Here is a 22,231-nt window from a genome sequence, read left to right as displayed (position 1 = left end):
TCCACATAGGCTATCAAGAAGGATAGAGGAGAGGATGGAGGAACGTGAAATCACTATTGGTTTTGCATAAAAAGCGTCTATTTATTATATTCTCCATTGCATTGTTTGTGCTGATCGCGTTACTTGGTCGCCTTTCTTTTGTGCAATTGATTCAAGGATCATGGTTGACGGGTAAAGCAGAGAATCTCTGGGGAAGGGACATTCCATTTTCATCCAAACGAGGTCGTATTTTGGACCGTAATGGAGAACTTATTGCTTACAATATCAGCTCGCCTTCAGTGATGGTTGTACCAGCACAAATCAAAGATAAAGAAGGAACTGCTGATAAACTAGCAAATATTTTACAAGTACCAGCAGAGAAAATATTGCCTTTTGTAAAAAAGAAACAATTGATTGTAAGGATTACTCCATATGGTCGTAAAATATCAGAAGAGAAAGCAGAGCAAATTCAAGGTTTGCAACTCCCTGGTGTAGTAGTGACAGAAGACAGCAAGCGCTATTATCCATATCAAAGCTTAGCTTCTCATCTATTAGGGTTTACTGGGATAGATAACCAAGGGTTGGCAGGATTGGAGTTAGAGTATAACAAACAGCTACAAGGAACGCCTGGTTATATTTCTTTTAGTGCTAATGCACGTGGCGAAAAATTGCCTGGGGGAGTGGATCGTTTCACACCGCCAAAAGATGGATTGGATCTAAAGCTCACCATTGATTTGAATATCCAAAAAATTATGGAACGGGAACTGGATCAAGCGATGGCACAGTATCAACCCGAAAATGTAATTGCGATCGCAATGGAACCCACTACAGGCGAGATCTTGGGGATGAGTAGTCGCCCTACATATCGACCTGATCAATATAAAACAACTGATCCGTTGATCTATAACCGCAATCTTCCTATTTGGAAAACGTATGAACCAGGTTCTACCTTTAAAATTATTACGTTAGCAGCAGCTCTGCAAGAGAAAAAAGTGAATCTCAAACAAGGCTTTTTTGATCCTGGATTTATTGCCGTTGGAGGGTCAAGGTTGCGCTGTTGGAAATCCGGCGGTCATGGTTCTCAAACATTTTTAGAAGTAGTAGAAAATTCCTGTAACCCTGGTTTTGTGACATTGGGTCAGCGCTTAGGAAAAGAAAAATTACTTTCCTATATTCATCAATTTGGTTTTGGACAGAAAACAGGAATTGATCTAAATGGAGAAGCAAAAGGTATTTTATTTAAACCTTCCCGTATGGGACCAGTTGAACTAGCAACGACTGCATTTGGACAGGGTGTTGCCGTTACTCCCATTCAACAAGTTGCCGCTGTCGCAGCTACTGTAAATGGAGGTAAACTCATGGTTCCTCATTTGGCAAAACAATGGATGAATCCTGAAAGCGGCAAAGCAGTTAGTACCATATCTCCAACAATGAAACGAGAAGTACTTCGCCCAGAAATTTCTGAGGCTGTTCGTGCGGCACTAGAGAGTGTTGTAGCACGAGGATCTGGTCGAAAAGCATTTGTAGATGGGTATCGAGTTGGCGGGAAAACAGGGACTGCACAGAAAGTAGGGCCCAATGGAACGTATTTAAAAAATAACCACATTGTTTCCTTTATTGGGTTTGCGCCAGCAGATGATCCAAAAATCGTAGTTTATTTGGCTGTAGATAATCCAAAAGGAATCCAATTTGGAGGCGTTGTGGCGGCTCCTATCGTGGGAAATATAATTGGAGACAGCATGCGGTATATGAAAGTGCCAAAACGCAAAAATCAAATTCCGCCAGAAGAAAATATTTTATATGATCCTATTATTGCCACTCCTAATTTTGTTGGTCAGGATATGGATAAAATTAGAAACAGTTTGTACACTATTCCAATTGAAACAGTAGGGAAAGGAAAAGTAGTCATTAGTCAGATCCCTCGTGCAGGAGAACGGATTAAAAAAGGAACTGTGATTCGATTGTATTTAGGTGATAAATAGAATAGTGGCTTCCGTCGTTGTTTTTACAAGCGAGTGGGGGCCTATTGTTGTTTTCTTATAGGAATATATCCTAAATTCGTTTGGTGTTCCGTCACTTTCCCTCAAGGGATTTTTTGCGTGAATTATGTTAAAATGGGAGTCATGATTGCCAGGACCCCAAACCTGGTTTTTCTATTGTTACACTTGGTAGATAAGAAAGTCTTTATTTTATCTTCGCTGCAAAGCGAGACTTGGAGCATAGCGACAAAGCGAGACTTGTGCCCTTGTCTGAGGTGCATAAGGGAAATTTAAGCCTTTGTCGGTGCCTTTACGCTAGACATATTGCCAAGTTTTCTTTACAAGTGGAGTGGGAGGTTTACCATACGATGAAATTAAGCGAACTAGTAGATGTGTTACATGTAAAAGAACAGTTGAAATGGAAAGATGTTGAGATTACAGGAATAGAAACAGATTCAAGAAATGTAAAACAAGGAGATTTGTTTATTGCTCTACGTGGTTTTACAGTAGATGGTCATCAATATGTTCATACAGCAGTGGAGAACGGAGCGGCTGCGTTAGTAGTAGAAGAGCAAGTTGATGTTTCTATCCCTACGATTTTAGTACCAGATACTAGAAGAGCAATGGGCTTTCTTGCGAATCGTTTCTATCAATTTCCGTCTCAACAACTTAAATTAATAGGTATTACAGGAACAAATGGTAAAACGACTACCTCTCACCTGATAGAACAAATTTTGCAGTCTGTGGGGAGGGAAACCGGAATTATCGGAACGATTGGGGTAAAGATCAAAGATCAGGTTATTCCTGTTCGAAACACTACCCCTGATGTAGTAGATTTGCAGAAAAACTTGCGTCTGATGGTTGATGAAGGAGCTGCATACACGGTAATGGAAGTTTCTTCTCATGCTCTTCACATGGGTAGAACAAGAGGTACTCATTATCATATTGCAGTATTCACGAACCTTACTCAAGACCATCTTGATTATCATGAGACGATGGATAAGTATCGAGAAGCCAAAGGTCTGTTATTCAGCCAGTTGGGAAACGATTACCCTACTTCCCTTTCTCACAGCCAAGTAGCAGTGCTCAACAAAGACGATGCTGCTTCTGCCTATTTTGCAAGCGTTACACCAGCGCAAGTCATCACATATGGGATACAGGAATTAGCGGATGTACGAGCGACAAACATTACACATGGAGTAAGTGGAGTATCGTTTGAATTGCACACTTATCAAGGAAATACTTCGATCTCTCTACCTTTATTTGGAACATTCAATGTTTACAATTCTTTAGCAGCAGTTGCAGTTGCACTAGCGGAAGGGATACCTTTAGTTTTTATTAAAGAGGCATTGGAAAAGTTGGAAGGGGTGGATGGACGTTTTGAATCTGTGCAAGCAGGTCAAGATTTTACCGTATTGGTAGATTATGCACATACTCCAGACAGTCTTCAAAATGTTCTCACAACTGCTAAATCATTTGCTCAAGGTAAAGTAATTTGTGTGGTAGGGTGTGGTGGAGACCGAGATCGTGGAAAACGCCCATTGATGGCACAAATAGCAACAGAGGTCAGTGATTTTGCTGTCATTACATCTGACAATCCAAGAACAGAAGAGCCTGAAACTATTATTGCAGATATGGTAGAAGGAATAGTTACACCTATATCAACGTATACAACAATGGTGGATCGAAAATCAGCAATTGAGCATGCCTTAAAATTAGCAAAATCAGGTGATGTAGTGCTCATTGCAGGTAAAGGCCATGAAACGTATCAAGAAATCAATGGAATTCGGTATCCATTTGATGATCGAAAGATAGCTTATGAGTCAATAAAGGGTGAACTGCATGGAACGTAGAATAAATTGGATCATAGAGACTGTATCTGGGTCCTATGAACACAAAGAAGAAGATAAATCTCTCTTTGTTTCTGGAGTATCTACAGATACCCGTACACTATCAGCTGGAAATCTCTATATTCCATTAATTGGAGATGTGTTTGATGGGCATCAATTTATCGAAAAAGCAGTACAGGCAGGAGCAGTAGCTTCGCTATGGCAAGAAGATAGACCACTGCCCGAAGTATCCATTCCACTGGTCCTTGTACCCAATACATTACTTGCAATGCAGCAAATGGCAGAGCGTTATTTGACGGAAACATGCTGCAGAGTTGTTGCAATTACTGGTAGCAATGGTAAAACGACGACCAAAGATCTTGTTGCGAGTGTGTTAGCAACAACATTTGATGTACATAAAACAGCAGGTAATTTGAATAATCATATTGGACTTCCGTTAACAGTGTTAGGAATGCCTGATACTACTGAAGTAGTAGTATTAGAAATGGGAATGAATCACTTAGGTGAAATTTCCGAACTCTCTTTATTAGCAAAACCAGATATTGCGATAGTGACAAACATCGGTGAGTCACATATTGGGTATTTAGGTAGCAGGGAGAAAATAGCGCAAGCAAAGTTAGAAATTTGTGATGGATTGTCTAAAAATGGTGCTCTCTTAATAGATGGTGATGAGCCTTTGCTACGAAAAGAGATTCCTTTTAATGATATTATCTCAATTGGATGGAGCAAAGAATGTGAGGAAGGTCCAGAAGATGCACAACTGATCGGACTATCTGGATGGACATTTGCATCTCGTAAGACAGGTTATACTTACTCCTTGCCTTTATTAGGTAGACATAACATAAAAAATGCTCTATTTGCGATTGAAACAGGTAGGTTGTTGGAAATCGAGGAAGAGGAGATAGCGAAAGGTTTGAAAGCTGTTCCTATGACGCCGCTTCGTTTAGAAGTGACAGAAGCACAAAACGGCATGAAAGTGATCAATGATTCCTATAATGCAAGCCCGACTTCTGTAAATGCTGCTATTGATATCTTAACAGAAGTAGAACCAGACTTAGAGAAATGGGCACTTTTAGCAGGAATTGAAGAGTTGGGTGATGAGGAAAAATCTTATCACGAAAAAGCAGGAGAGTACGCTGTATCAAAAAATCTTTCCAAATTGATAACAGTTGGAACAAAAGGATTGTGGATCTATGAAGCTGCAAAGGTTACTTCTCCTAATCCATTACAACGGAAGCATTTTTCAACCAATGAAGAAGCATTTTCTTATCTGCAACAAGAAGGAAATGAGAAGGTTCTTCTTTTAGTGAAAGCTTCACGAAAAGCTGGTTTAGATCATATTGTGAAACAATTAGTAGAAGGAGCGTAGAGTGGTGGCAAATATTGATATACGAATAATACTCATTCCACTCGCAGTAGCATTTGGGATTGGCGTACTGCTTGGTCCAATGATTATTCCAACACTACAGCGATTAAAATTTGGTCAAAGTATCCGAGAAGAGGGACCAGAAGCACACTTAAAAAAAGCTGGTACACCGACTATGGGCGGGACGATTATTCTCATGTCTGTGGTGCTTACCGCATTACCATTTAGTAGTTTTATACTTTTAAATAATTCGAAACCGATTGTAAACTCAGACCTATTTTTTCTTTTGTTCGCAACGCTAGGATATGGAATTATAGGCTTTTTAGATGATTATATAAAAGTAGTTATGAAACGAAGCTTAGGATTGACTGCAAGCCAAAAGTTACTTGGTCAATTGTTTATCGGTATCATCCTGTTTTGGGTGTTGATAGAAGTTCGTGTACTGCGGATTGGTACAGAAGGTGGTATCTCTAAATTTATTTTTAATGTTGATATACCAGGTACAGATTGGGCGTTGCAACTCAATTGGCTCTATCTGCCGCTGCTATTGATTATGATGATAGGTGCCTCTAATGCAGTTAATTTGACAGACGGATTAGATGGATTGCTAGCTGGTACGGCCGCAGTTGCGTATGGGGCATATGCCATTATTGGGATGGTACAGAGTAATTATACTGTTGCTATTTTTGCAATTTCTGTTGTTGGTGCATTGCTTGGTTTTCTTGTATTTAATGCTCACCCAGCCAAAGTATTTATGGGGGATACAGGATCGCTCGCGTTAGGTGGGGGGCTTGCTGCATTAGCAGTTATTACAAAGACAGAGTTATTGTTGCCGTTGATTGGTGGAGTATTTGTAGTGGAAGCCCTTTCTGTTATGCTTCAAGTTTTGTCATTTAAGACAAGAGGTAAGCGGATATTTCGGATGAGTCCTTTACATCACCATTTTGAACTGACAGGTTGGTCAGAGTGGCGTGTTGTAACAACATTTTGGTGTGTAGGTCTGTTTTTAGCTGGTGTTGGTATTTATCTAGAGGTGTTTCTCCGATGATCCAAAAACAGGATAAAGTCTCCGTACTCGGATTAGGAAAAAGTGGAGTTGCTGTAGCAAAATTATTGGCAAAATTAGGTGCAGATGTAGAAGTTTTCGAACAGAAGAAAGAGCGCTCTGCTTGCCCTGAAGCAGAAGAGTTAGAAACACTAGGTATCCCTGTTTATTTTCAGCCTTCTGTTGATCAAATTGTTACACCTTCTAGTAAAATGATGATAAAAAATCCAGGAGTACCTTATCATAATCCAGCCGTTCAAAGAGCAGTAGATCAAAAGATACCTGTGATCACAGAGGTAGAGCTCGCTTCTTCTCTTATCCATATCCCTATTATTGGTATTACGGGTTCGAACGGAAAGACAACTACTACAACCATTGTTGGAGAAATGCTTGCCAAATCAGAAATACCCGCACTGGTAGCAGGAAATATCGGACGTGCACTATCAGATGTTATCGATGATCTAGAAAATATAAATTGGCTTGTTACAGAACTCAGTAGCTTTCAATTAAAGGGAACGGTAGATTTTCATCCACATATAGCCGCTCTTCTCAATGTTGTACCTGCTCATTTGGATTATCATCAATCGATTGAAGACTACACAGATAGCAAAGCAAAATTATTTAAAAATCTGGTTTCAGATGACATAGCAGTATTGAATTACGATAATGCCATTTGTCGAGAAGTGGCTAGTAAGCAAAATGGAACCGTTTATTGGTTTTCGATTGAGCAAGAGGTATCCAATGGTTTATTTGTAAAAGATGGTTGGATCATTGCTCGTATGAATGGCAGAGATGATGCTGTAATGAAAGTAGATGAGATCTCCTTACCTGGGGATCGTAATTTGGAAAATGCACTTGCAGCCACAACGATAGCTTTAGCAGCAGGAGCAAACAAAGAAGCAATTCGAAGTGTATTACAAACTTTTACAGGTGTAGAACATCGATTGGAGTATGTTTCTACTAGACGAGATGTTCGTTACTACAATGACTCCAAAGCAACCAATGCCCAAGCTGCTATTACAGCCTTAACAGCATTTCCGGAATCGTTAATTTGGATTGGTGGCGGATTGGATCGCGGAGTTGATTTTCGAGAATTAGTCCCAGTACTCCATGAAAATGTAAAGGCAGCAGTTGTATACGGGCAGACAGCTTCCATCATGGCTGATCGAGCCAAAGATGCTGGAGTGAAACAGATTGTTTATGCTAATGACGTAGAAGATGCTGTGTATCAAGCAAGCAAAATCGCTATGAGTGGTGATGTGGTAGTTTTGTCACCTGCATGTGCGAGTTGGGATCAATATACCTCTTTTGAAGAACGGGGACGAATTTTTAAACAAGCTGTGCATACCTTGTAATAAGAGCAAGTCCCCAAAAAGAGGTGTTGCCGTATGCACAAGAGTCTAAAAAACCCTGATAAGCTAATTGTAGCGACTATTTTCTTGTTACTTATCATCGGGGTAGCAATGGTTTATAGTGCAAGTGCTGCTTATGCTTATCATCGTTTTGGAGATAGTTTTTACTTTGCAAAGCGGCAAGTATTGTTTGCAGCTTTAGGCGTGTTTTGTATGTTTTTGATCTCAAAAATGGACCCAAACAAATTTTACTTTGTAGCGAAGCCCATTTTGATCGGATGTTTTATTTTACTTGTTATCGTTTTAATTCCTGGAGTGGGAATTTTGCGCAATGGAGCGAGAAGTTGGCTTGGTATTGGAGCATTTAGCATCCAACCATCAGAGTTCACCAAAATGGGCATGATTTTATTTTTTGCTCGATGGTTTTCCAAACAGTCTTTTCAGATTGAGAAATTTCAGAAAGGCTTCATGCCAAGTATGTTATTGCTCTGCTCTGCATTCGGACTGATCATGTTACAACCAGACTTGGGAACAGGTACCGTTTTAATGGGGACAGGAATCATCCTCATTTTTATTGCAGGAGCTAAAATGCAGCATCTAGGAAGCTTTTTGATGTTAGGTGTTGCGGGATTTGTTGGCTTGGTACTTGCTGCTCCTTATCGAATTCAACGAATCGTTGCATTTTTAAATCCATGGGAAGACCCTTTAGGAGCAGGTTATCATTTGATTCAATCTCTTTTTGCAATTGGACCTGGTGGTCTGCTTGGTCTAGGGATTGGTATGAGTAGACAGAAGCACTTGTATCTTCCAGAACCTCATACTGATTTTATCTTCTCCATATTGGCGGAAGAACTTGGATTTGTTGGAGCAGGTAGTGTCATTATTTTATTCGCTATACTCATTTGGCGTGGTTATCGTGTGGCGATGTCTATGCCAAATCAATTTTATAGTTTCGTTGCTGCTGGAGTAACATCAATGATCATGATTCAAGCAGGAATCAATATTGGAGTTGTGTCTGGTGCTTTTCCTGTAACAGGAATCACACTTCCATTTTTAAGCTATGGAGGATCATCATTGACGCTAACCTTAGGGGCTGTAGGGATATTACTTAATTTATCACGCTTTGTTAAACAGTAAGGGAGGATACAACATGAAACGCATCTTACTTACCGGTGGAGGTACTGGGGGCCATATTTATCCAGCACTTGCTATTGCACGTGCAGTACGAGAAAAATATCCCGAGATAGAGATCGGATATATTGGTACAGATAATGGTTTAGAATCCAAAATTGTTCCCAAAGAAGCAGGTATTCAATTTTTTACGGTAGAGATACAAGGATTTAAACGGAGCCTTTCTTGGGAAAATGTGAATACAGTTCGTAAGTTTATTCGGGCAGTAAGTAAATCAAAAGAGTACATAAAGAAATTTCAGCCTGATGTAGTAGTCGGAACAGGGGGATATGTGAGTGGGCCAGCTGTTTTTGCAGCACATCAGATGAATATTCCAACAATGATCCATGAGCAAAATGCAATCCTAGGGCTTACGACGAAGTTTCTATCCCGATTTGCAGATGTGGTGGCAGTAAGTTTGGAAGATACTGTTAAGCATTTGACGAGTGCAAAAAAAGTTGTGTACACTGGAAATCCACGTGCTACAGAAGTTATCCGAGCAAATGGGGAACAGGGAAGAGAATCACTTGGTGTTACTGCAAGTACTCCTATTGTTCTTATATTCGGTGGTAGTCGTGGGGCAAAATCAATCAATCAGGCTGTGCTTGGTATGTTACCTAAACTGGAATCGTTGCCAGGAGTCCGTTTTATTTATATAACAGGGGAAGCACATTACCAAGATATAACGGCTAAAATAAAAACGAGTGATTATCCAAACTTAGATGTAAGGCCATTTGTATATAATATGCCAGATGTATTGGCTACCACAGACCTTGTTGTTGCAAGAGCAGGGGCATCAACACTAGCAGAATTAACAGCACTTGGAATTCCATCTATTTTAATCCCTTCTCCTTATGTCACGAACAATCACCAAGAGGCAAATGCTCGGGTACTAGAAGACCAAGGTGCGGCCCGATTGCTACTGGAACGCGATTGCAATGGTGAGAATTTATGGAATGCAATGGAAGGATTGATTCTTGATCCTGAGGAGCGGAAATCGATGGGGGAGAAAGCAAGAGCACTAGGGCGACCCGAAGCAGCTAACCAAATCGTAGAAGAGCTTGAAAAGCTTGTTACAGCAAATGTCCACTCTTGACACTTCTCACGGCTGAAGCCGTGGGATTCTTGGGTAATCGCTCCTACTGGAGAGAAATTTACCAAGCTAACCCCGTGAGCCCCACGGTTGAATAAGAATATTTGTTGCTTTTATAATCAACTAGACTTACTGCTTGGTTTTCGCATTTCAGTCTGTCGATATAGGTGCGCATAGCATTTTACATGCAAGACGACTGACTTGCATAACCCCATATACTATTCTTTTTTTCAAAGAGCAACTAGGAATATTTTACCATTCGAATGTATGTTTGTAAAATGTTTTCTGAAAAGATTCTCGGACTTATGAGAGGGACCGTCCACAAAGTCGACTAGCCACTTTACTGACTTAGCGTAACTTGTGCTCTTGTAATAGTGACGTTTGTTTTCATCCCACGATTTAAACCGTGGGTTTTCTCACTCACAATACCTATAATAGTGAAAGATGGTGAAGAGGGAATAATGGAATCTCACCTTTTAGAAGTATTTCAAAAGAATGGTGTAACACACATCAAACAAAATGAAGCTCTTTCCCGACACACCACTTGGAAAGTGGGAGGTCCTACGGATTTTTATATTGAACCTGCAGATAAAGAAGAATTGATGCATGCAATGAAAGTCGTTTACCAACATCAAATTCCTTGGCGAGTCATTGGTAGAGGATCCAATTTACTCGTCAAAGATGGCGGGATTCGCGGTGTTGTATTTCAGTTGCAAAAAGCATTTGATTATTTGCAAATAGAAGATACTACTGTTCATGCAGGAGGAGCTTATTCTACTATTCTTTTAGCAAGCCGAACAGCAAAGGCTGGATTGACAGGATTAGAGTTTGCAGGTGGAATTCCGGGTAATGTCGGTGGAGCAGTCTATATGAATGCTGGTGCTCATGGTTCGGAAATCAGCAGAGTACTGACCAAATCAGAAGTACTTACAGAGTCTGGAGAATGGTTACAACTGAGCAATGAGGATCTACATTTTCGGTATCGTACGACGATCCTGCAAGAAGAGATCAAAGGAATTGTCACAGGTGCAACTTTTGAATTAGAAAAAGGGGATACCAAGCAAATAACGGAAGCACTTTTTTCTTTCAAAGATCGACGCCGAAAAACCCAACCGTTGCAATACCCTTGTGCAGGTAGTACCTTCCGAAATCCTACTGGGGATCATGCCGGAAGATTAATTGAAGCTGCAGGACTGAAAGGTTATCGGATCGGAGATGCAGAGTTTTCTACTCTTCATGGTAATTTTATTATTAATTTGGGACAAGCAAAAGCAAGCGATGTCTTAGCTTTGATCGACCATGCAAGAAAAACCATTGCTGAAAAATTTGGGGTTACCCTTGTACCTGAGGTAGAAGTGATCGGAGAGGATTAGCAGTTTGAAATATTGTTTTTGCTCTGAGTCTATTCTCTTCATTGTGTTTCCATTATGTTGAAAGAAAAGCCCATCACTTAGAGAGTTTCCATGGTTAATAATGTGGAGCTCTCTTTTTTGTCATTACTAGTAATTAAGAGGGAATATAATGATCATTATGTATATTTCTAAAGGGTTATATATTTGTGATAAGCATTGTTATACTCAAATAAATCCAATGAAATGTCCTGATTAGGAGATAGTCTTGAACTCTGTAGGTCTCATATTTCTCGTTTTGGGTTTCTTTTGCATGTATCTACTCTGGAGGTATCGAATGACCTATACGGTCAATAAGCTGACGGTGACCCTGTTCTTCTTTGGAGGTGCATGTTTGCTGATAGGGTCTAAACTCCTCAACAGTGACAGTCATCTGTGACTACTTCTGTTTTCGTTGACAGAATGGAAATCAGAAGTACTCCCGCCACATGAGCATAAGTGTTGGGCTAAATAATGAAAGATAATAAATTTTATATAAGAAAAAATGGAGATTATTTCCAATGATTCTATCTTTGGGATTCTCTCCGTTTTTTATTTGTGGTAGTATAGAGGGAAGAAATTGGACAAAGGAGAAGGTGGCATGGTGGAAAGGGTTCCTCCTTTTCGCATCAGAGTCGAGCGTAAAGCTCCATCATTATGGGCAGTTTTGTTTATATTTTTGTTTTTTGTAGGTATTTTGTTTGTGCTTTTCCTACGCTCCCCACTCAGCCATATATCAACGATTACGGTTACAGGTAATCACCTTTTAACCAAACAAGAGATTTTGCACAGGTCGGGGATTCGCCAAGGAATGTCTTTTTTTGGTGTGAAAACAAAGGATGTAGAATCCAATCTTCATCGAGTGAATGCAATCAAACATGTAACAATGAAAAAAAAGTTTCCAAGTACGATCTCTATTCAAGTAACAGAATACCCAGTTGTTGCTTACATAGATGATGAGCAAACTCTCATTCCTCTTCTTGCTAATGGAGCTTTTCTCCTATCTCATCCTGCCACCTCTATGTGGAGAACAATGCCCATATTTGAAGGATGGGACAAAGAAAAAGCTTCTTTTCTGGAACTTACTTCCCAATTTGCTCACTTACCAGCTTCTACTCGCAGTTATATTTTGACGGTTCGTCCTATGGAAGAGAAGCCGCAGTATGTTGTTTTGCGAACAAGAGGCGAGCATAAAGTGAAGGTTCGGATTGATCAATTAGCAGAAAAAATGAAGCTATACCCGAAATTTTTGAAACAACCCCCTGGAACGGTTCACTTACTGGATAGTATATGGTTTACACCTGAATAGTAATGTCTATATCTTTCCTATTACTGTAATATTATGTAATTTACATACTAGAAAAAGGGGATTTGCTTTTACTGTTGAATTATCACATGGAAGAGATACTATCCTATCCCGCTTTTCCATACTCTTCGGGCAAGGAGGTGCCCAAGACATGAGCAATGGATATTTGGTAACGTTAGATATTGGAACTTCGCAAGTACGTGTTGTGGTTGCGGAATTAACGAAGAATGGAACATTTCCTATCGTCGGTGTTGGTACTGCTATGTCTGCCGGAATAAAAAAAGGAGCCATCATCGACATTGAGCAAGCTGCAGGGGCAATACGCAAAGCGATAGAACAAGCAGAGCAAATGGTAGGAATAGAGATTACGGATGTTTATGTGGGTTTATCTGGTAATCATATTTCTATCCAACACAGCCATGGTGTGGTCGCGGCTTTAAATCAAGATCGAGAAATCGGTGCTGAGGATGTGGAACGTGTATTACAAGCAACAAAAGTGATTGCACTTCCACCAGAGCGCGTTATTATAGAAGTAGTTTCGAAACAGTTTATTGTGGATGGAATCGCAGAGATTCGTGATCCAATAGGTATGGTTGGTGTTCGTTTAGAAGTGGATGCCATGGTGATTACTGGATCAAAGACGGTTGTCCACAACGTTTACCGCTGTATAGAAAAAGCTTCTCTACATATGGCAGGATTTGTCTTTTTGCCACTTTCTATTAGTGAGTTTACCCTGACATCGGATGAGAAAAATTTAGGAGTTGTTCTAGCCGATATCGGTAACGGAACAATTAAATTAGCATTTTATTCCCAAGGGAATCTAGCTGGAACAGCAGTTATTCCCATGGGTGGAGAATATATCACTACTGATTTAGTGTACGTCCTCCAAACCCAAAAAGAAGTTGCCGAAGAGTTGAAGTGTAAACATGGGATTGCAGTAAAAGCACATGCAGACAAAAGAGAATCTATTCCGATTCAGATGATGGCAGGTAAAGAACGATATTCTTCACAGCTCGAACTTGCACAAATTATGGAACCACGTATTATGGAGATTTTCCAGTTGATCAATCAGCAAGTCAAAGCAATGGGTTTTACCCATGAACCTGCCGGTGGTTATGTGCTAGTAGGTGGAGTAACGGAAACTCCCTATTTGCTAGAAGCAGCTAAATCCCAGTTAGGTCAAGGAGTTCGTATTGCTAGATCAAAAGAAACTTCCATTTCAACGCCTGCTTTTTTAGCAAGTGTGAGCATGGTTCATCATTTAGCCAAGCAGGGGAGTATTTTAGTGAACAAACCATCCCGTAGCGAAACAGCACCCCGCACAAAAGAGAAGAAGAGGGTCTCTGCTTTTCAAAGGATGAAAAATTGGTTAAGCGAATTTATATAGTGTTGGAGGGAATACCATGCTGGGTTTTGACTTAGAGTTCGATATTGAACAAATCGCACAGATTAAAGTAATTGGTGTGGGAGGTGGCGGAAGCAATGCTGTCAATCGAATGATCGACGCAGGTGTGCAAGGGGTAGAATTTATTGCCGTTAATACAGACGCACAAGCTTTAAACCGCTCAAAAGCACCAATCAAATTGCAAATTGGAGAAAAGTTAACTCGTGGACTAGGAGCAGGAGCAAAGCCTGAAGTTGGGAAGAAGGCAGCAGAAGAGAGTCGGGAGCAAATTGAAAACGTACTCCGTGGTGCAGATATGGTATTTGTCACTGCAGGTATGGGCGGAGGAACTGGGACTGGAGCTGCTCCTGAAATCGCGCTTATCGCTCGCGAACTAGGGTCACTGACAGTAGGTGTAGTGACGAAGCCGTTTAGTTTTGAGGGTAGAAAACGTTCGGTTCAAGCAGAGACAGGTGTTGCTTCTCTAAAAGAAAATGTGGATACCTTGATTGTTATTCCAAATGATAGATTGTTAGAGATTGTAGATAAAAATACACCTATGATAGAAGCTTTCCGTGAAGCCGATAATGTTCTTCGTCAAGGTGTACAAGGTATTTCTGATTTGATCGCTGTACCAGGACTCATCAACCTAGACTTTGCGGATGTGAAAACCATTATGACGGAACGCGGTTCTGCCTTAATGGGAATTGGAACTGCTGCTGGTGAAAACAGAGCAACAGAAGCAGCGAAAAAAGCCATCTGTAGTCCCTTGCTAGAAACATCGATCAATGGAGCACGTGGGGTATTGATGAATATCACTGGCGGAGCAAATCTAAGCCTATATGAAGTGAACGAAGCAGCGGATATTGTGACACAAGCATCCCATGCAGAAGTAAACATGATTTTCGGTGCTGTGATCAATGAAGATCTCAAAGATGAAATTTTAGTAACCGTTATCGCAACAGGTTTTGATAATCAAACCCAAGAATCTGGCGGTACCGCCCAATCGAAGAAACCCATTTTCCATGAGCGGGAAAGTGAGTTTACTCCACTGTTTAAACATAACAATATCCGCCTGCAGAACGAAGAAAAAAACAACAACAAAAACACCAATCCTGTCATTGACGAAAGCTACGAAATTCCTACGTTTTTGCGTAATCAATTTAAAAAGTAGATTTGTATGGAAAAACACTCAATGGAGCCAAATTGGGTGTTTTTTCATTTGAATTATGTGTGATAGCAAAGCTCCATTTTAATCCAAGAATATAAGCGAATGTCATAAATAAAAGCATGTTAGATTCCAAATAGAGCGTTAAAGGAATTTTTTGCTGAGGATTATATTCTTGTGGATTCTGATAAATATCAAGGATAGTTTTTGAATTCGGATAAATATTCAATATTTAAAAATATTTTTGTATAATAGGAGAGTAAGAAGATCCGTAACTTCTGACTAGAGGAGCACCAAAAAATGTCCTTTTCTGCAGCGGATGCTCTCGCTCATTGCCGTTCGGAGATCAAACTCAGCAAATTTGTGTTGTTGCTGCTGAAGCTGTTCTCTCCGATCGCAACCCTCCTTCGTTGCGACGTCTGGATGATGAAGCAAAAGGAAGAGTGGACGGCGTATCTCCGTCGCCAGGAAAAGCAGCTCGAGGAATACCTCGAGTTCATGTCAGGCAAGCGTAATGTCCCTTCGACATCGGAGGTAACCATGGGACAGTTCCGGAAGAAGGTTTTCGACATCGAGGCTGTCCAGTACACTGGCAGCAACCTCGACGAGATCAAGGAGTTCGTCGGCCAGGAGAACTTTAAGTCTGAAGGCGGTCGATACTACATTGTCACCCTCGAGGGTGACAAGATCCTTGAAGACCAGGACTACGTTATCAAGGGTGTCGGGGGTGAGTTCTACCCTGTTCCTGCTTTCGTCATCGCGGAACGCTACGACTGGAAGGGCGGCATCAAGTACCGAAAGAAGCCGATCCTCGTTGAAGCGATTAAGTACACAGGGGACAACCTGGATCAGGTGAACGAATTTTCCAACGGCAGTGTTGTCGTGGTCGATGGCAAGCCCTACATCGGACACCACAAGGGAGACAATCTGATTCGGGTGAACGACTACGTTCTGCCCAATGCTGGGACCAATGGCTTCTTTGTACACGAAGGGGAACTCTTCGAGAAGACCCACGATCCGGTGAAGTAATTACCGTTAACTGGGTCAACCTTGGGGCAGACTGATTTGAGTTTCTATGTCCCAAAACGGGCAAACAGATGCTTTTCTGTTTGTCCGCCAGAAAAACAACAAAGTTAACATAGATTCTTTTATGATGGTTCTTATTAACTAATTTTTCTCTGCATATACTAGCGACTTAGTAACAACATTGGGACATATCTAAAAAACGACGTGAAGAATACTTTCACGTCGTTTTAAAATTATAGCAGGATTGTCCCGCAAAAAGGTAAAGAAACTGATATTGCATCAGTTTGTAGAAATACTTTGGCTTGCTTGCGTTAGTAATCTTTGATGTGCATCTTTTGTAATTTTTTGGAGTAGATCATCTAGCTTTAAAAATATTTCCCATTCTTGTTGATTGGTAATCTCATGAATATGATTGATGATACGTTCTTCTATTTCCGCTACTCTTTTTCCCTTCCACACTTTATCTGCTAAACTTACAATCCAATCTTCTAACTTTGTATCTGCTCTCATCCATTGCGAGTGAGTATAAGTAAAGCGTGCTAGTTCTGGTGTAATTCCATATTCAAGCATCAATTCGTATCCAAGTTGCTCATGAGTAGAACCCAGTTTGTTTATTTCTTCTTTAGCCTTTATTTTCCCGATGTCGTGTGTAATAGCTCCAAAAAGGATAGCTTCTCTGTCTATGCTTATTTGAGGATAAGTTTTCTCCATCCAAGCAAGGATAGAATGAGCAACTTCATGTACGGTTGTTAGATGCGTAAGTAATCGAGCAGGCATTTTTCTATTAGTGATGAGATTATGAATGATCATAAAACCTTGATGATTGTGAGCTATCATTCTACACCTCATCTTTCCATCTTTTATGTCATGAAAGGAGTTTTATCTGTATTCATGCTATTATTTTTATACTTATCTAAAGCGTAATGCATATCCAGTTAGGGGTGGATATTTTGCATAGGAAGAAATGGATAATTTAATTATAATCTCAGCTTTTTTTGTATAGGGAAAAAAATGTTTGGTCAGTTTGCCACACTCAATAAAACTATATTAGTGGATGATTATTGCCATTAAGTAAGTAGAATCTAATCAAGTAATTGGTGACATAACAAAAGCACTCCTATTCACGAGTGCTTTTGTCATGTTGAGTAAATATTTTTTAAAAGGGAGTAGTCTAGCATTATCTCCTACAAATCTATGAAGCTGACAGTGAGTTGGAGCAAGATCAACAATATTTCTTATCTTAAAAATAGATTTAGTGGTATGGATTTTGCCATCGCTTCGTTTCCTGCATCATTTGGATGGAGATGATCACCACTATCATATGCAGGGAGCATTTGATCTGGATTTTTTGGGTCTGCCAACACTTTGTCAAAATCAATAACCCCATCGAATATTTTATTTGATCGAATCCATTTATTCACCGTTTGTCGGGTTTGTTCATTTTCTTTAGTGTAGATAGGTGAATTTTTCATCGGTATAAGCGTTCCAATATAAATACGTAAGTTCTTTTGATGTGCTTTTGATGCTATTTTTTTCATTCCAGTAATGATTTGGTTAGCATCTGAACTTCCTAAACCGATATCATTGATACCTCCAAGAAAAATGATGTCACTTACACCAGATTGGGAGAAAACATCTCTTTCCAAACGAGATATCATGTTTTCCCCTGCTACTTTTATCCCAAACTCTGATCCATTTCTAAGGATTTGATTGCCTGATATTCCTGTATTTAAAACAGAGATATGTTTATAACGTTTATCTTTGTCTAGACGTTCATCTAGGAAATCTGTATAGCGATGATTTCCATCTAATGAAGAGTTGATTCCTTCTGTAATGGAATCCCCAAATGCTATGATGGAAGTGGTTTTCTTGTTTCCTACTTTCACATCTAAACCAGAAAGCCAGTAGTAGGAGTGCAGTTTCGTATTAAAAGCTGCTCCGCTGTAATCTTTCGTATGATTACCTTCAGCAACATACGTGGTTTGAGATGGTGTAAAGTGCCATGTCGACGTATTTGTTTGTTTTGGGATATATATACTAACGGCTAAATCTTGACTTTCCTTTACAGGATAAGCCATTTCATCGCTATATAATTCTTTCCCAGCAGGGATTGTAACTTCCTTATGGCCTTGAAATGTAACTTGCTTATTTGTATTTCTAACAATATTTCCAGCTGTATCATACTGAGCAATATCTACGTTACCCAAGTATAAGGGTTCACTTCCATATAGATTCGAAAACTTCAGCCGTAAGCTTGACCCAGCCTGATGTGGATGAATCACCATACGTATCGTTTGTTTATTGAATAGTTTTTGAGGGAATGTATAGGTGAAAAAATTCGTATCAAAAGGCATTTGACTAGCATACCAAGATCCGACCCATTGACCTTGATTGTTCCTATTATCAGGTGCTGATTGAAGTGATGAGAAACCTATTAATGAACTTATTAGTAGACAACCTACTATAAAAGTGAGCAAGTATTTCATAGGATTTTTTATTTTTATATTCATTATTATCTTCCTTTGTGAGGTTGACATAGTGAAGGAAACTTCGAATCCATCCCGTGTTTCTTCACTATGTCATTATATTAGGCTATATTTTAATTTTTTTGATTTTATCTAAACAAATGGACAGATGTTGTCTCAAAATCTATATTAAAACTTAATAACTATTTTCCCAAATTGATTTTCTTTATCTTGATAGCGGAAAGCTTCGATCGATTGTTCAAACGGAAAGACACGATCAATGACAGGATGAAGTTTATTTTGAGCAATAGCTTGATTCATGGCTTCAAACATTTTTCGGCTTCCTCCGTTAATCCCTTGGATGGTTGGTTTTTTCAGCATAACGGCCAAAATATTAAATTCTGGAGCTATGATCCCAGTTAAATTACCTACCATACTTACTCTTCCGCCGATTCGTATTGCTGAGATCGATTTATTGATTGTATGTGCACCGCCGACATCGAGTACATGGTCTGCACCTATTCCATTCGTGTACGCTAGCACTGCTTTATCCCAGTCAGGATTCGTACTATAATTAATACCAAAGTCAGCACCTAGTTTTTTAGTCTCAACAAGTTTTTCGTCATTACTGGAAGTAATGATCACTTTAGCACCATGTAGTTTTGCAAACTGGAGTGCAAACAAAGACACACTTCCTGTACCTTGAATAACTACCGTATCTCCTGCCTTGACTTTTCCTTCCGCGACAATCGCATGCCAAGCAGTGACTCCAGCAATTGGGAGAGTGGAAGCTTCTTCATCAGTCAGGTGTTCTGGAATCAATACTAGTGCGTCTTCATGTACAATGGCGTATTCAGCTAAAAGTCCATCTGTTGGGCTTCCGATGGTGCTATATAACTGCTCGCTATTTGGTGTGCCAGAAATCCATTTTTGGGCATAGTTCGCGCTAACTCGATCTCCCTTTTTCACTCGGCTGACTTGTTCACCTAGTTCCATGACTTTTCCGACACCATCAGAAACAGGAATCAGCGGTAGCGATTGATCAGGGTTGAAAATTCCTTTGATGACGCTCAAATCTCTATAATTTAAGGATACTGCATCCAAGCGAATCAATACTTCGTGGGAACCAGGTACAGGAATGGAACGTTCACCTGCGACTAGAGAATCCAGGCCAAATGTTTGTTTTATTTCAAAAGTTTTCATAGGAATATGCTCCTTATTAATAATTTTTTGTTTTTTAATGATAATGAAAGGAGTTAAAATAATGAGTAATTTAGCTTTTCATCATGAAGTCGAATCACCCTGTCATTATCGTCGTGCTCTTGAAGTTGTCTCTAATAAATGGACAGTGGTCGTATTTTATGAATTAGAAACTGGTAAAAAGAGATATAGTGATCTCAAAAAGCAAGTAGTAGGTGTGACACAAAAAATGTTGACTCAGACTTTACGGCAGTTAGAAAGAGATGGGTTGGTAGCTCGTTTTGTTTATCCAACTGTTCCTCCAACTGTTGAGTATGAATTGACTCCTTTAGGAAAAACGCTAATGGAACCGATGAGAGCTTTGCACCAATGGACGGAAGCTCACTATGATGATGTATTAGATGCAAGAAGAGCTTTTGATCAAGAGACGAAATGATTACTGTTTAGTTTTTCTATAATTTACTCATGTTTTATTCTCCAATTGGTTACTGATGTTTGTTTGCTATGAGTTGATAATAAATCAATTTAATAAGGCATGTAAGAAGGCACTTTAAAGTAGGTAGACCACTTTAAAGTGCCTTTTTTGACACGCAAGCAAAAGGAGAGATAAAAAAATAATAGTTTTCCCATTAGCTATGGGTTTTATATTAGATCCAATAGTATCTCATCTGATCTAATCATTTGAAGGGCGGATTCATCAGTATAGAAAATAAGTTGTCTTCGAATTAAAAGAAACCAGTAAATTAGTCGTCAAACAAGGGGATCTTAGTAGATTTTCGCAAATGGTGTATGGCTCTATTGTGTATTCCTATCACAAATAGGCATAATGCTAGAGTGTTTAACTGGAAGAGCAAGGAACGGTGTCAGAGAAGCTGGTAATGAAGGGATTTTATGAGGATAGGGAGTCTAAATAAAAAACGGGAGTCAATCCATATCAATATAAATTAATAGTTAAATGTTTTATATATACATCTACTCGAACTTAATATCTGTATACATGTACCTAAATCACAAATTATGTAATTTTTGTAAATTATTTTAAAGATAGTGTGCCCTTCCCTCAGGAGCACACTGCAAAGTGTACTCCCAGGGAAGGGATGAATCCAACCTTTCTGGTGGAGTTGTGATACGATCAGTTCGCCTGATTCACAGACGGCTGGCCAGAGTACTTCTGGCAGAACATGAAGACTCGATCGGATCGTCGAAGGTAGTTCGGACCGTACGACGCGAACGAAGTATCCTTGAGGGACGCCTTCAGGTGCGGGAGCATATGTTCGATGTGCTTAAGTACGAAGTGCTCTCCCTCCGGAAGGTGGACACTGTCGATCAGGAACTTCACAACGTGCTCTTGGTCGAGGTTGTCTCGCAGGACCGCAGTGAGCGTCCAGATCTCCCCTGATGCGAACCGAGCAATCGAGCTGTTGTGGAGGTTGTCCACCACGAACACCTTGACGGCCTCCTTGTAGAGGTTCGCGTTCACAAAGCAGTGGATGTCCTTGTCGTCGAAGTTATCCACTACGAACTTCGCTACAGACTCCTCGTTGATGTTGTCCAGTACGAGTTCGTAGATGTCCCTGTTGGCGAGATGGTTGTCCAGCACGAACTGCTGGACGGCCTTCTTGTCGAGACACTCCAGCAGGAACTGGCGGACAGACTCGTTCCTGATGTTATCCAGCACGAACTGCTGGATGAGCTGCTTTTCCGCACATCGCTCGTCGAACTGCTCCATGACGAGGTAGTCGATGATGAACTGCCGAACGGCCTCGACACCGAGGTTGTTCAGCAGGAACTGCACCACGAGCGACTGCCTGTACTCACGACGGTCGTAGTAATCGTAACTGTTGCCCTTCAGGTAGTCCAGCACGAACCGCTGGAGCTCCTCCTCGTGGAGGCATTCTGCCATGAACGTCTCGACAGTCTCGTCGTCGAGCAGGTTGTCGAGCAGGAGGCATCGAACGGCCTCGACATCGAGGTGAGCCACCACGGACGTCCGAACCGACTCGTTGTCGAGGTTCGCCAGCACGAACTGCTGGACGGCCTCGGGATCGAAGTTCTGGTACCCCTCGGGTACGAGGTTCCCCAGCACGAGCCAGCTGATGTCCTTCTCTTCCCAGATTTCCAGCAGGAAGCGCTGGACGCGGGGGTCGCTCAGGTTCTTCAGCAGGAACTCCCGGGTTTCCCGCTCATAGCGGGTGTTCAGGAGGAACCGGCGAACCTCCTTCGTCTTGCCCTGGAGGTTGTCCAGCAGGATGCCGATCGCCTTCTCGCTGTAGAACAGGCGGGAGCAGATGAAGCCGCGGACAAGCGGGTGCTTGTAGTTGCTCATCACGAACCGCATGAGGGACCAGTCGAGTCCGCTCTCGACGGCCGTGTAGAGTGCCGAGTTGAGCTTACCGTCGGCGAGGAACTTCCAGACGCTGATCTGGTCGAGTCGAAGCATGTTGACCACTACTCCAAAGG

General features: G+C 40.7%; 17 protein-coding genes. 13 read left to right on the top strand and 4 right to left on the bottom strand.

Annotated elements, in window-relative coordinates; genetic code table 11:
- Window positions 1–44: 44 nt before the first annotated feature.
- The 12 genes from A3GQ_RS0111455 (at window position 45) to A3GQ_RS27835 (ending at window position 16,109) form a co-directional block, all read left to right on the top strand.
- Window positions 45–1,961: a stage V sporulation protein D gene (locus tag A3GQ_RS0111455; protein ID WP_028777165.1), complete on the top strand. Its 1,917-nt coding sequence runs from the start codon at window positions 45–47 to the stop codon at window positions 1,959–1,961.
- A 365-nt stretch (window positions 1,962–2,326) separates the two neighbouring features.
- Window positions 2,327–3,811: a UDP-N-acetylmuramoyl-L-alanyl-D-glutamate--2,6-diaminopimelate ligase gene (locus A3GQ_RS0111450; protein ID WP_028777164.1), complete on the top strand. Its 1,485-nt coding sequence runs from the start codon at window positions 2,327–2,329 to the stop codon at window positions 3,809–3,811.
- Window positions 3,801–5,177 (top strand): UDP-N-acetylmuramoyl-tripeptide--D-alanyl-D-alanine ligase, encoded by a 1,377-nt coding sequence (locus A3GQ_RS0111445; RefSeq protein ID WP_028777163.1) that lies wholly within the window; start codon window positions 3,801–3,803, stop codon window positions 5,175–5,177. Before A3GQ_RS0111450 ends, A3GQ_RS0111445 begins: the two co-directional genes overlap by 11 nt.
- Before the next feature lie 79 nt (window positions 5,178–5,256).
- Complete coding sequence (mraY, locus tag A3GQ_RS0111440; protein WP_425423374.1) at window positions 5,257–6,222, top strand: phospho-N-acetylmuramoyl-pentapeptide-transferase; 966 nt, start codon at window positions 5,257–5,259, stop codon at window positions 6,220–6,222.
- On the top strand, window positions 6,219–7,574 hold the full coding sequence (gene murD, locus A3GQ_RS0111435; RefSeq protein WP_028777161.1) for a UDP-N-acetylmuramoyl-L-alanine--D-glutamate ligase: 1,356 nt from the start codon (window positions 6,219–6,221) through the stop codon (window positions 7,572–7,574). Before mraY ends, murD begins: the two co-directional genes overlap by 4 nt.
- Window positions 7,575–7,607: 33 nt before the next feature.
- Complete coding sequence (gene spoVE / locus A3GQ_RS0111430; protein WP_028777160.1) at window positions 7,608–8,708, top strand: stage V sporulation protein E; 1,101 nt, start codon at window positions 7,608–7,610, stop codon at window positions 8,706–8,708.
- A gap of 13 nt (window positions 8,709–8,721) precedes the next feature.
- Entirely contained in the window at window positions 8,722–9,837 is a 1,116-nt protein-coding gene (gene murG, locus A3GQ_RS0111425; RefSeq protein WP_037464692.1) for an undecaprenyldiphospho-muramoylpentapeptide beta-N-acetylglucosaminyltransferase, read from the top strand.
- A gap of 458 nt (window positions 9,838–10,295) precedes the next feature.
- Window positions 10,296–11,207, top strand: coding sequence for a UDP-N-acetylmuramate dehydrogenase (gene murB, locus A3GQ_RS0111420; RefSeq protein ID WP_028777158.1), 912 nt, complete (start codon window positions 10,296–10,298; stop codon window positions 11,205–11,207).
- A gap of 616 nt (window positions 11,208–11,823) precedes the next feature.
- Window positions 11,824–12,531 carry a cell division protein FtsQ/DivIB gene (locus A3GQ_RS0111415; RefSeq protein ID WP_156877672.1) on the top strand — a complete coding sequence of 236 codons (708 nt, stop codon included), beginning with the start codon at window positions 11,824–11,826 and terminating at the stop codon, window positions 12,529–12,531.
- Window positions 12,532–12,679: 148 nt separating this feature from the next.
- A complete protein-coding gene (gene ftsA, locus A3GQ_RS0111410; RefSeq protein WP_037464688.1) occupies window positions 12,680–13,915 on the top strand; it encodes a cell division protein FtsA in 1,236 nt (411 codons plus the stop codon).
- A 16-nt stretch (window positions 13,916–13,931) separates the two neighbouring features.
- Window positions 13,932–15,086, top strand: a complete 1,155-nt coding sequence (gene ftsZ, locus A3GQ_RS0111405) for a cell division protein FtsZ (RefSeq protein ID WP_028777155.1) — start codon at window positions 13,932–13,934, stop codon at window positions 15,084–15,086.
- Between the two features lie 294 nt (window positions 15,087–15,380).
- Window positions 15,381–16,109, top strand: a complete 729-nt coding sequence (locus A3GQ_RS27835) for a hypothetical protein (RefSeq protein WP_051271639.1) — start codon at window positions 15,381–15,383, stop codon at window positions 16,107–16,109.
- A gap of 276 nt (window positions 16,110–16,385) precedes the next feature.
- On the opposite strand, the gene A3GQ_RS0111385 is transcribed toward A3GQ_RS27835, so the two are convergent.
- The 3 genes from A3GQ_RS0111385 to A3GQ_RS0111375 all read right to left on the bottom strand — a co-directional run bounded on the left by A3GQ_RS0111385 (window position 16,386) and on the right by A3GQ_RS0111375 (window position 19,774).
- Window positions 16,386–16,943: an HD domain-containing protein gene (locus A3GQ_RS0111385; protein ID WP_051271636.1), complete on the bottom strand. Its 558-nt coding sequence runs from the start codon at window positions 16,941–16,943 to the stop codon at window positions 16,386–16,388.
- A gap of 398 nt (window positions 16,944–17,341) precedes the next feature.
- On the bottom strand, window positions 17,342–18,616 hold the full coding sequence (locus A3GQ_RS0111380) for an SGNH/GDSL hydrolase family protein (protein WP_245596773.1): 1,275 nt from the start codon (window positions 18,614–18,616) through the stop codon (window positions 17,342–17,344).
- A 144-nt stretch (window positions 18,617–18,760) separates the two neighbouring features.
- Window positions 18,761–19,774 carry a zinc-dependent alcohol dehydrogenase family protein gene (locus A3GQ_RS0111375; protein WP_028777151.1) on the bottom strand — a complete coding sequence of 338 codons (1,014 nt, stop codon included), beginning with the start codon at window positions 19,772–19,774 and terminating at the stop codon, window positions 18,761–18,763.
- Window positions 19,775–19,835: 61 nt separating this feature from the next.
- On the opposite strand from A3GQ_RS0111375, the gene A3GQ_RS0111370 reads away from it, so the two are divergent.
- On the top strand, window positions 19,836–20,207 hold the full coding sequence (locus A3GQ_RS0111370) for a winged helix-turn-helix transcriptional regulator (protein ID WP_028777150.1): 372 nt from the start codon (window positions 19,836–19,838) through the stop codon (window positions 20,205–20,207).
- Between the two features lie 696 nt (window positions 20,208–20,903).
- On the opposite strand, the gene A3GQ_RS26980 is transcribed toward A3GQ_RS0111370, so the two are convergent.
- Complete coding sequence (locus A3GQ_RS26980) at window positions 20,904–22,211, bottom strand: hypothetical protein (protein WP_156877671.1); 1,308 nt, start codon at window positions 22,209–22,211, stop codon at window positions 20,904–20,906.
- Between the last annotated feature and the right edge of the window lie 20 nt (window positions 22,212–22,231).

Source organism: Shimazuella kribbensis DSM 45090 (assembly GCF_000428065.1).
GTDB lineage: Bacteria > Bacillota > Bacilli > Thermoactinomycetales > Thermoactinomycetaceae > Shimazuella > Shimazuella kribbensis.
The sequence above is the reverse complement of the archived record's forward strand: the minus strand, read 5'-3'. Positions and strand labels throughout refer to the sequence as shown.

What these genes read in the sequence shown, in the direction of transcription:
- A3GQ_RS0111450 (WP_028777164.1), top strand. Translation starts at nt 2,327, where the DNA reads ATGAAATTAAGCGAACTAGTAGATGTGTTACATGTAAAAGAACAGTTG.
- A3GQ_RS0111445 (WP_028777163.1), top strand. Translation starts at nt 3,801, where the DNA reads ATGGAACGTAGAATAAATTGGATCATAGAGACTGTATCTGGGTCCTAT.
- mraY (WP_425423374.1), top strand. Translation starts at nt 5,257, where the DNA reads ATGATTATTCCAACACTACAGCGATTAAAATTTGGTCAAAGTATCCGA.
- murD (WP_028777161.1), top strand. Translation starts at nt 6,219, where the DNA reads ATGATCCAAAAACAGGATAAAGTCTCCGTACTCGGATTAGGAAAAAGT.
- spoVE (WP_028777160.1), top strand. Translation starts at nt 7,608, where the DNA reads ATGCACAAGAGTCTAAAAAACCCTGATAAGCTAATTGTAGCGACTATT.
- murG (WP_037464692.1), top strand. Translation starts at nt 8,722, where the DNA reads ATGAAACGCATCTTACTTACCGGTGGAGGTACTGGGGGCCATATTTAT.
- murB (WP_028777158.1), top strand. Translation starts at nt 10,296, where the DNA reads ATGGAATCTCACCTTTTAGAAGTATTTCAAAAGAATGGTGTAACACAC.
- A3GQ_RS0111415 (WP_156877672.1), top strand. Translation starts at nt 11,824, where the DNA reads ATGGTGGAAAGGGTTCCTCCTTTTCGCATCAGAGTCGAGCGTAAAGCT.
- ftsA (WP_037464688.1), top strand. Translation starts at nt 12,680, where the DNA reads ATGAGCAATGGATATTTGGTAACGTTAGATATTGGAACTTCGCAAGTA.
- ftsZ (WP_028777155.1), top strand. Translation starts at nt 13,932, where the DNA reads ATGCTGGGTTTTGACTTAGAGTTCGATATTGAACAAATCGCACAGATT.
- A3GQ_RS27835 (WP_051271639.1), top strand. Translation starts at nt 15,381, where the DNA reads ATGTCCTTTTCTGCAGCGGATGCTCTCGCTCATTGCCGTTCGGAGATC.
- A3GQ_RS0111385 (WP_051271636.1), bottom strand. Translation starts at nt 16,943, where the DNA reads ATGATAGCTCACAATCATCAAGGTTTTATGATCATTCATAATCTCATC.
- A3GQ_RS0111380 (WP_245596773.1), bottom strand. Translation starts at nt 18,616, where the DNA reads ATGAATATAAAAATAAAAAATCCTATGAAATACTTGCTCACTTTTATA.
- A3GQ_RS0111375 (WP_028777151.1), bottom strand. Translation starts at nt 19,774, where the DNA reads ATGAAAACTTTTGAAATAAAACAAACATTTGGCCTGGATTCTCTAGTC.
- A3GQ_RS0111370 (WP_028777150.1), top strand. Translation starts at nt 19,836, where the DNA reads ATGAGTAATTTAGCTTTTCATCATGAAGTCGAATCACCCTGTCATTAT.
- A3GQ_RS26980 (WP_156877671.1), bottom strand. Translation starts at nt 22,211, where the DNA reads ATGCTTCGACTCGACCAGATCAGCGTCTGGAAGTTCCTCGCCGACGGT.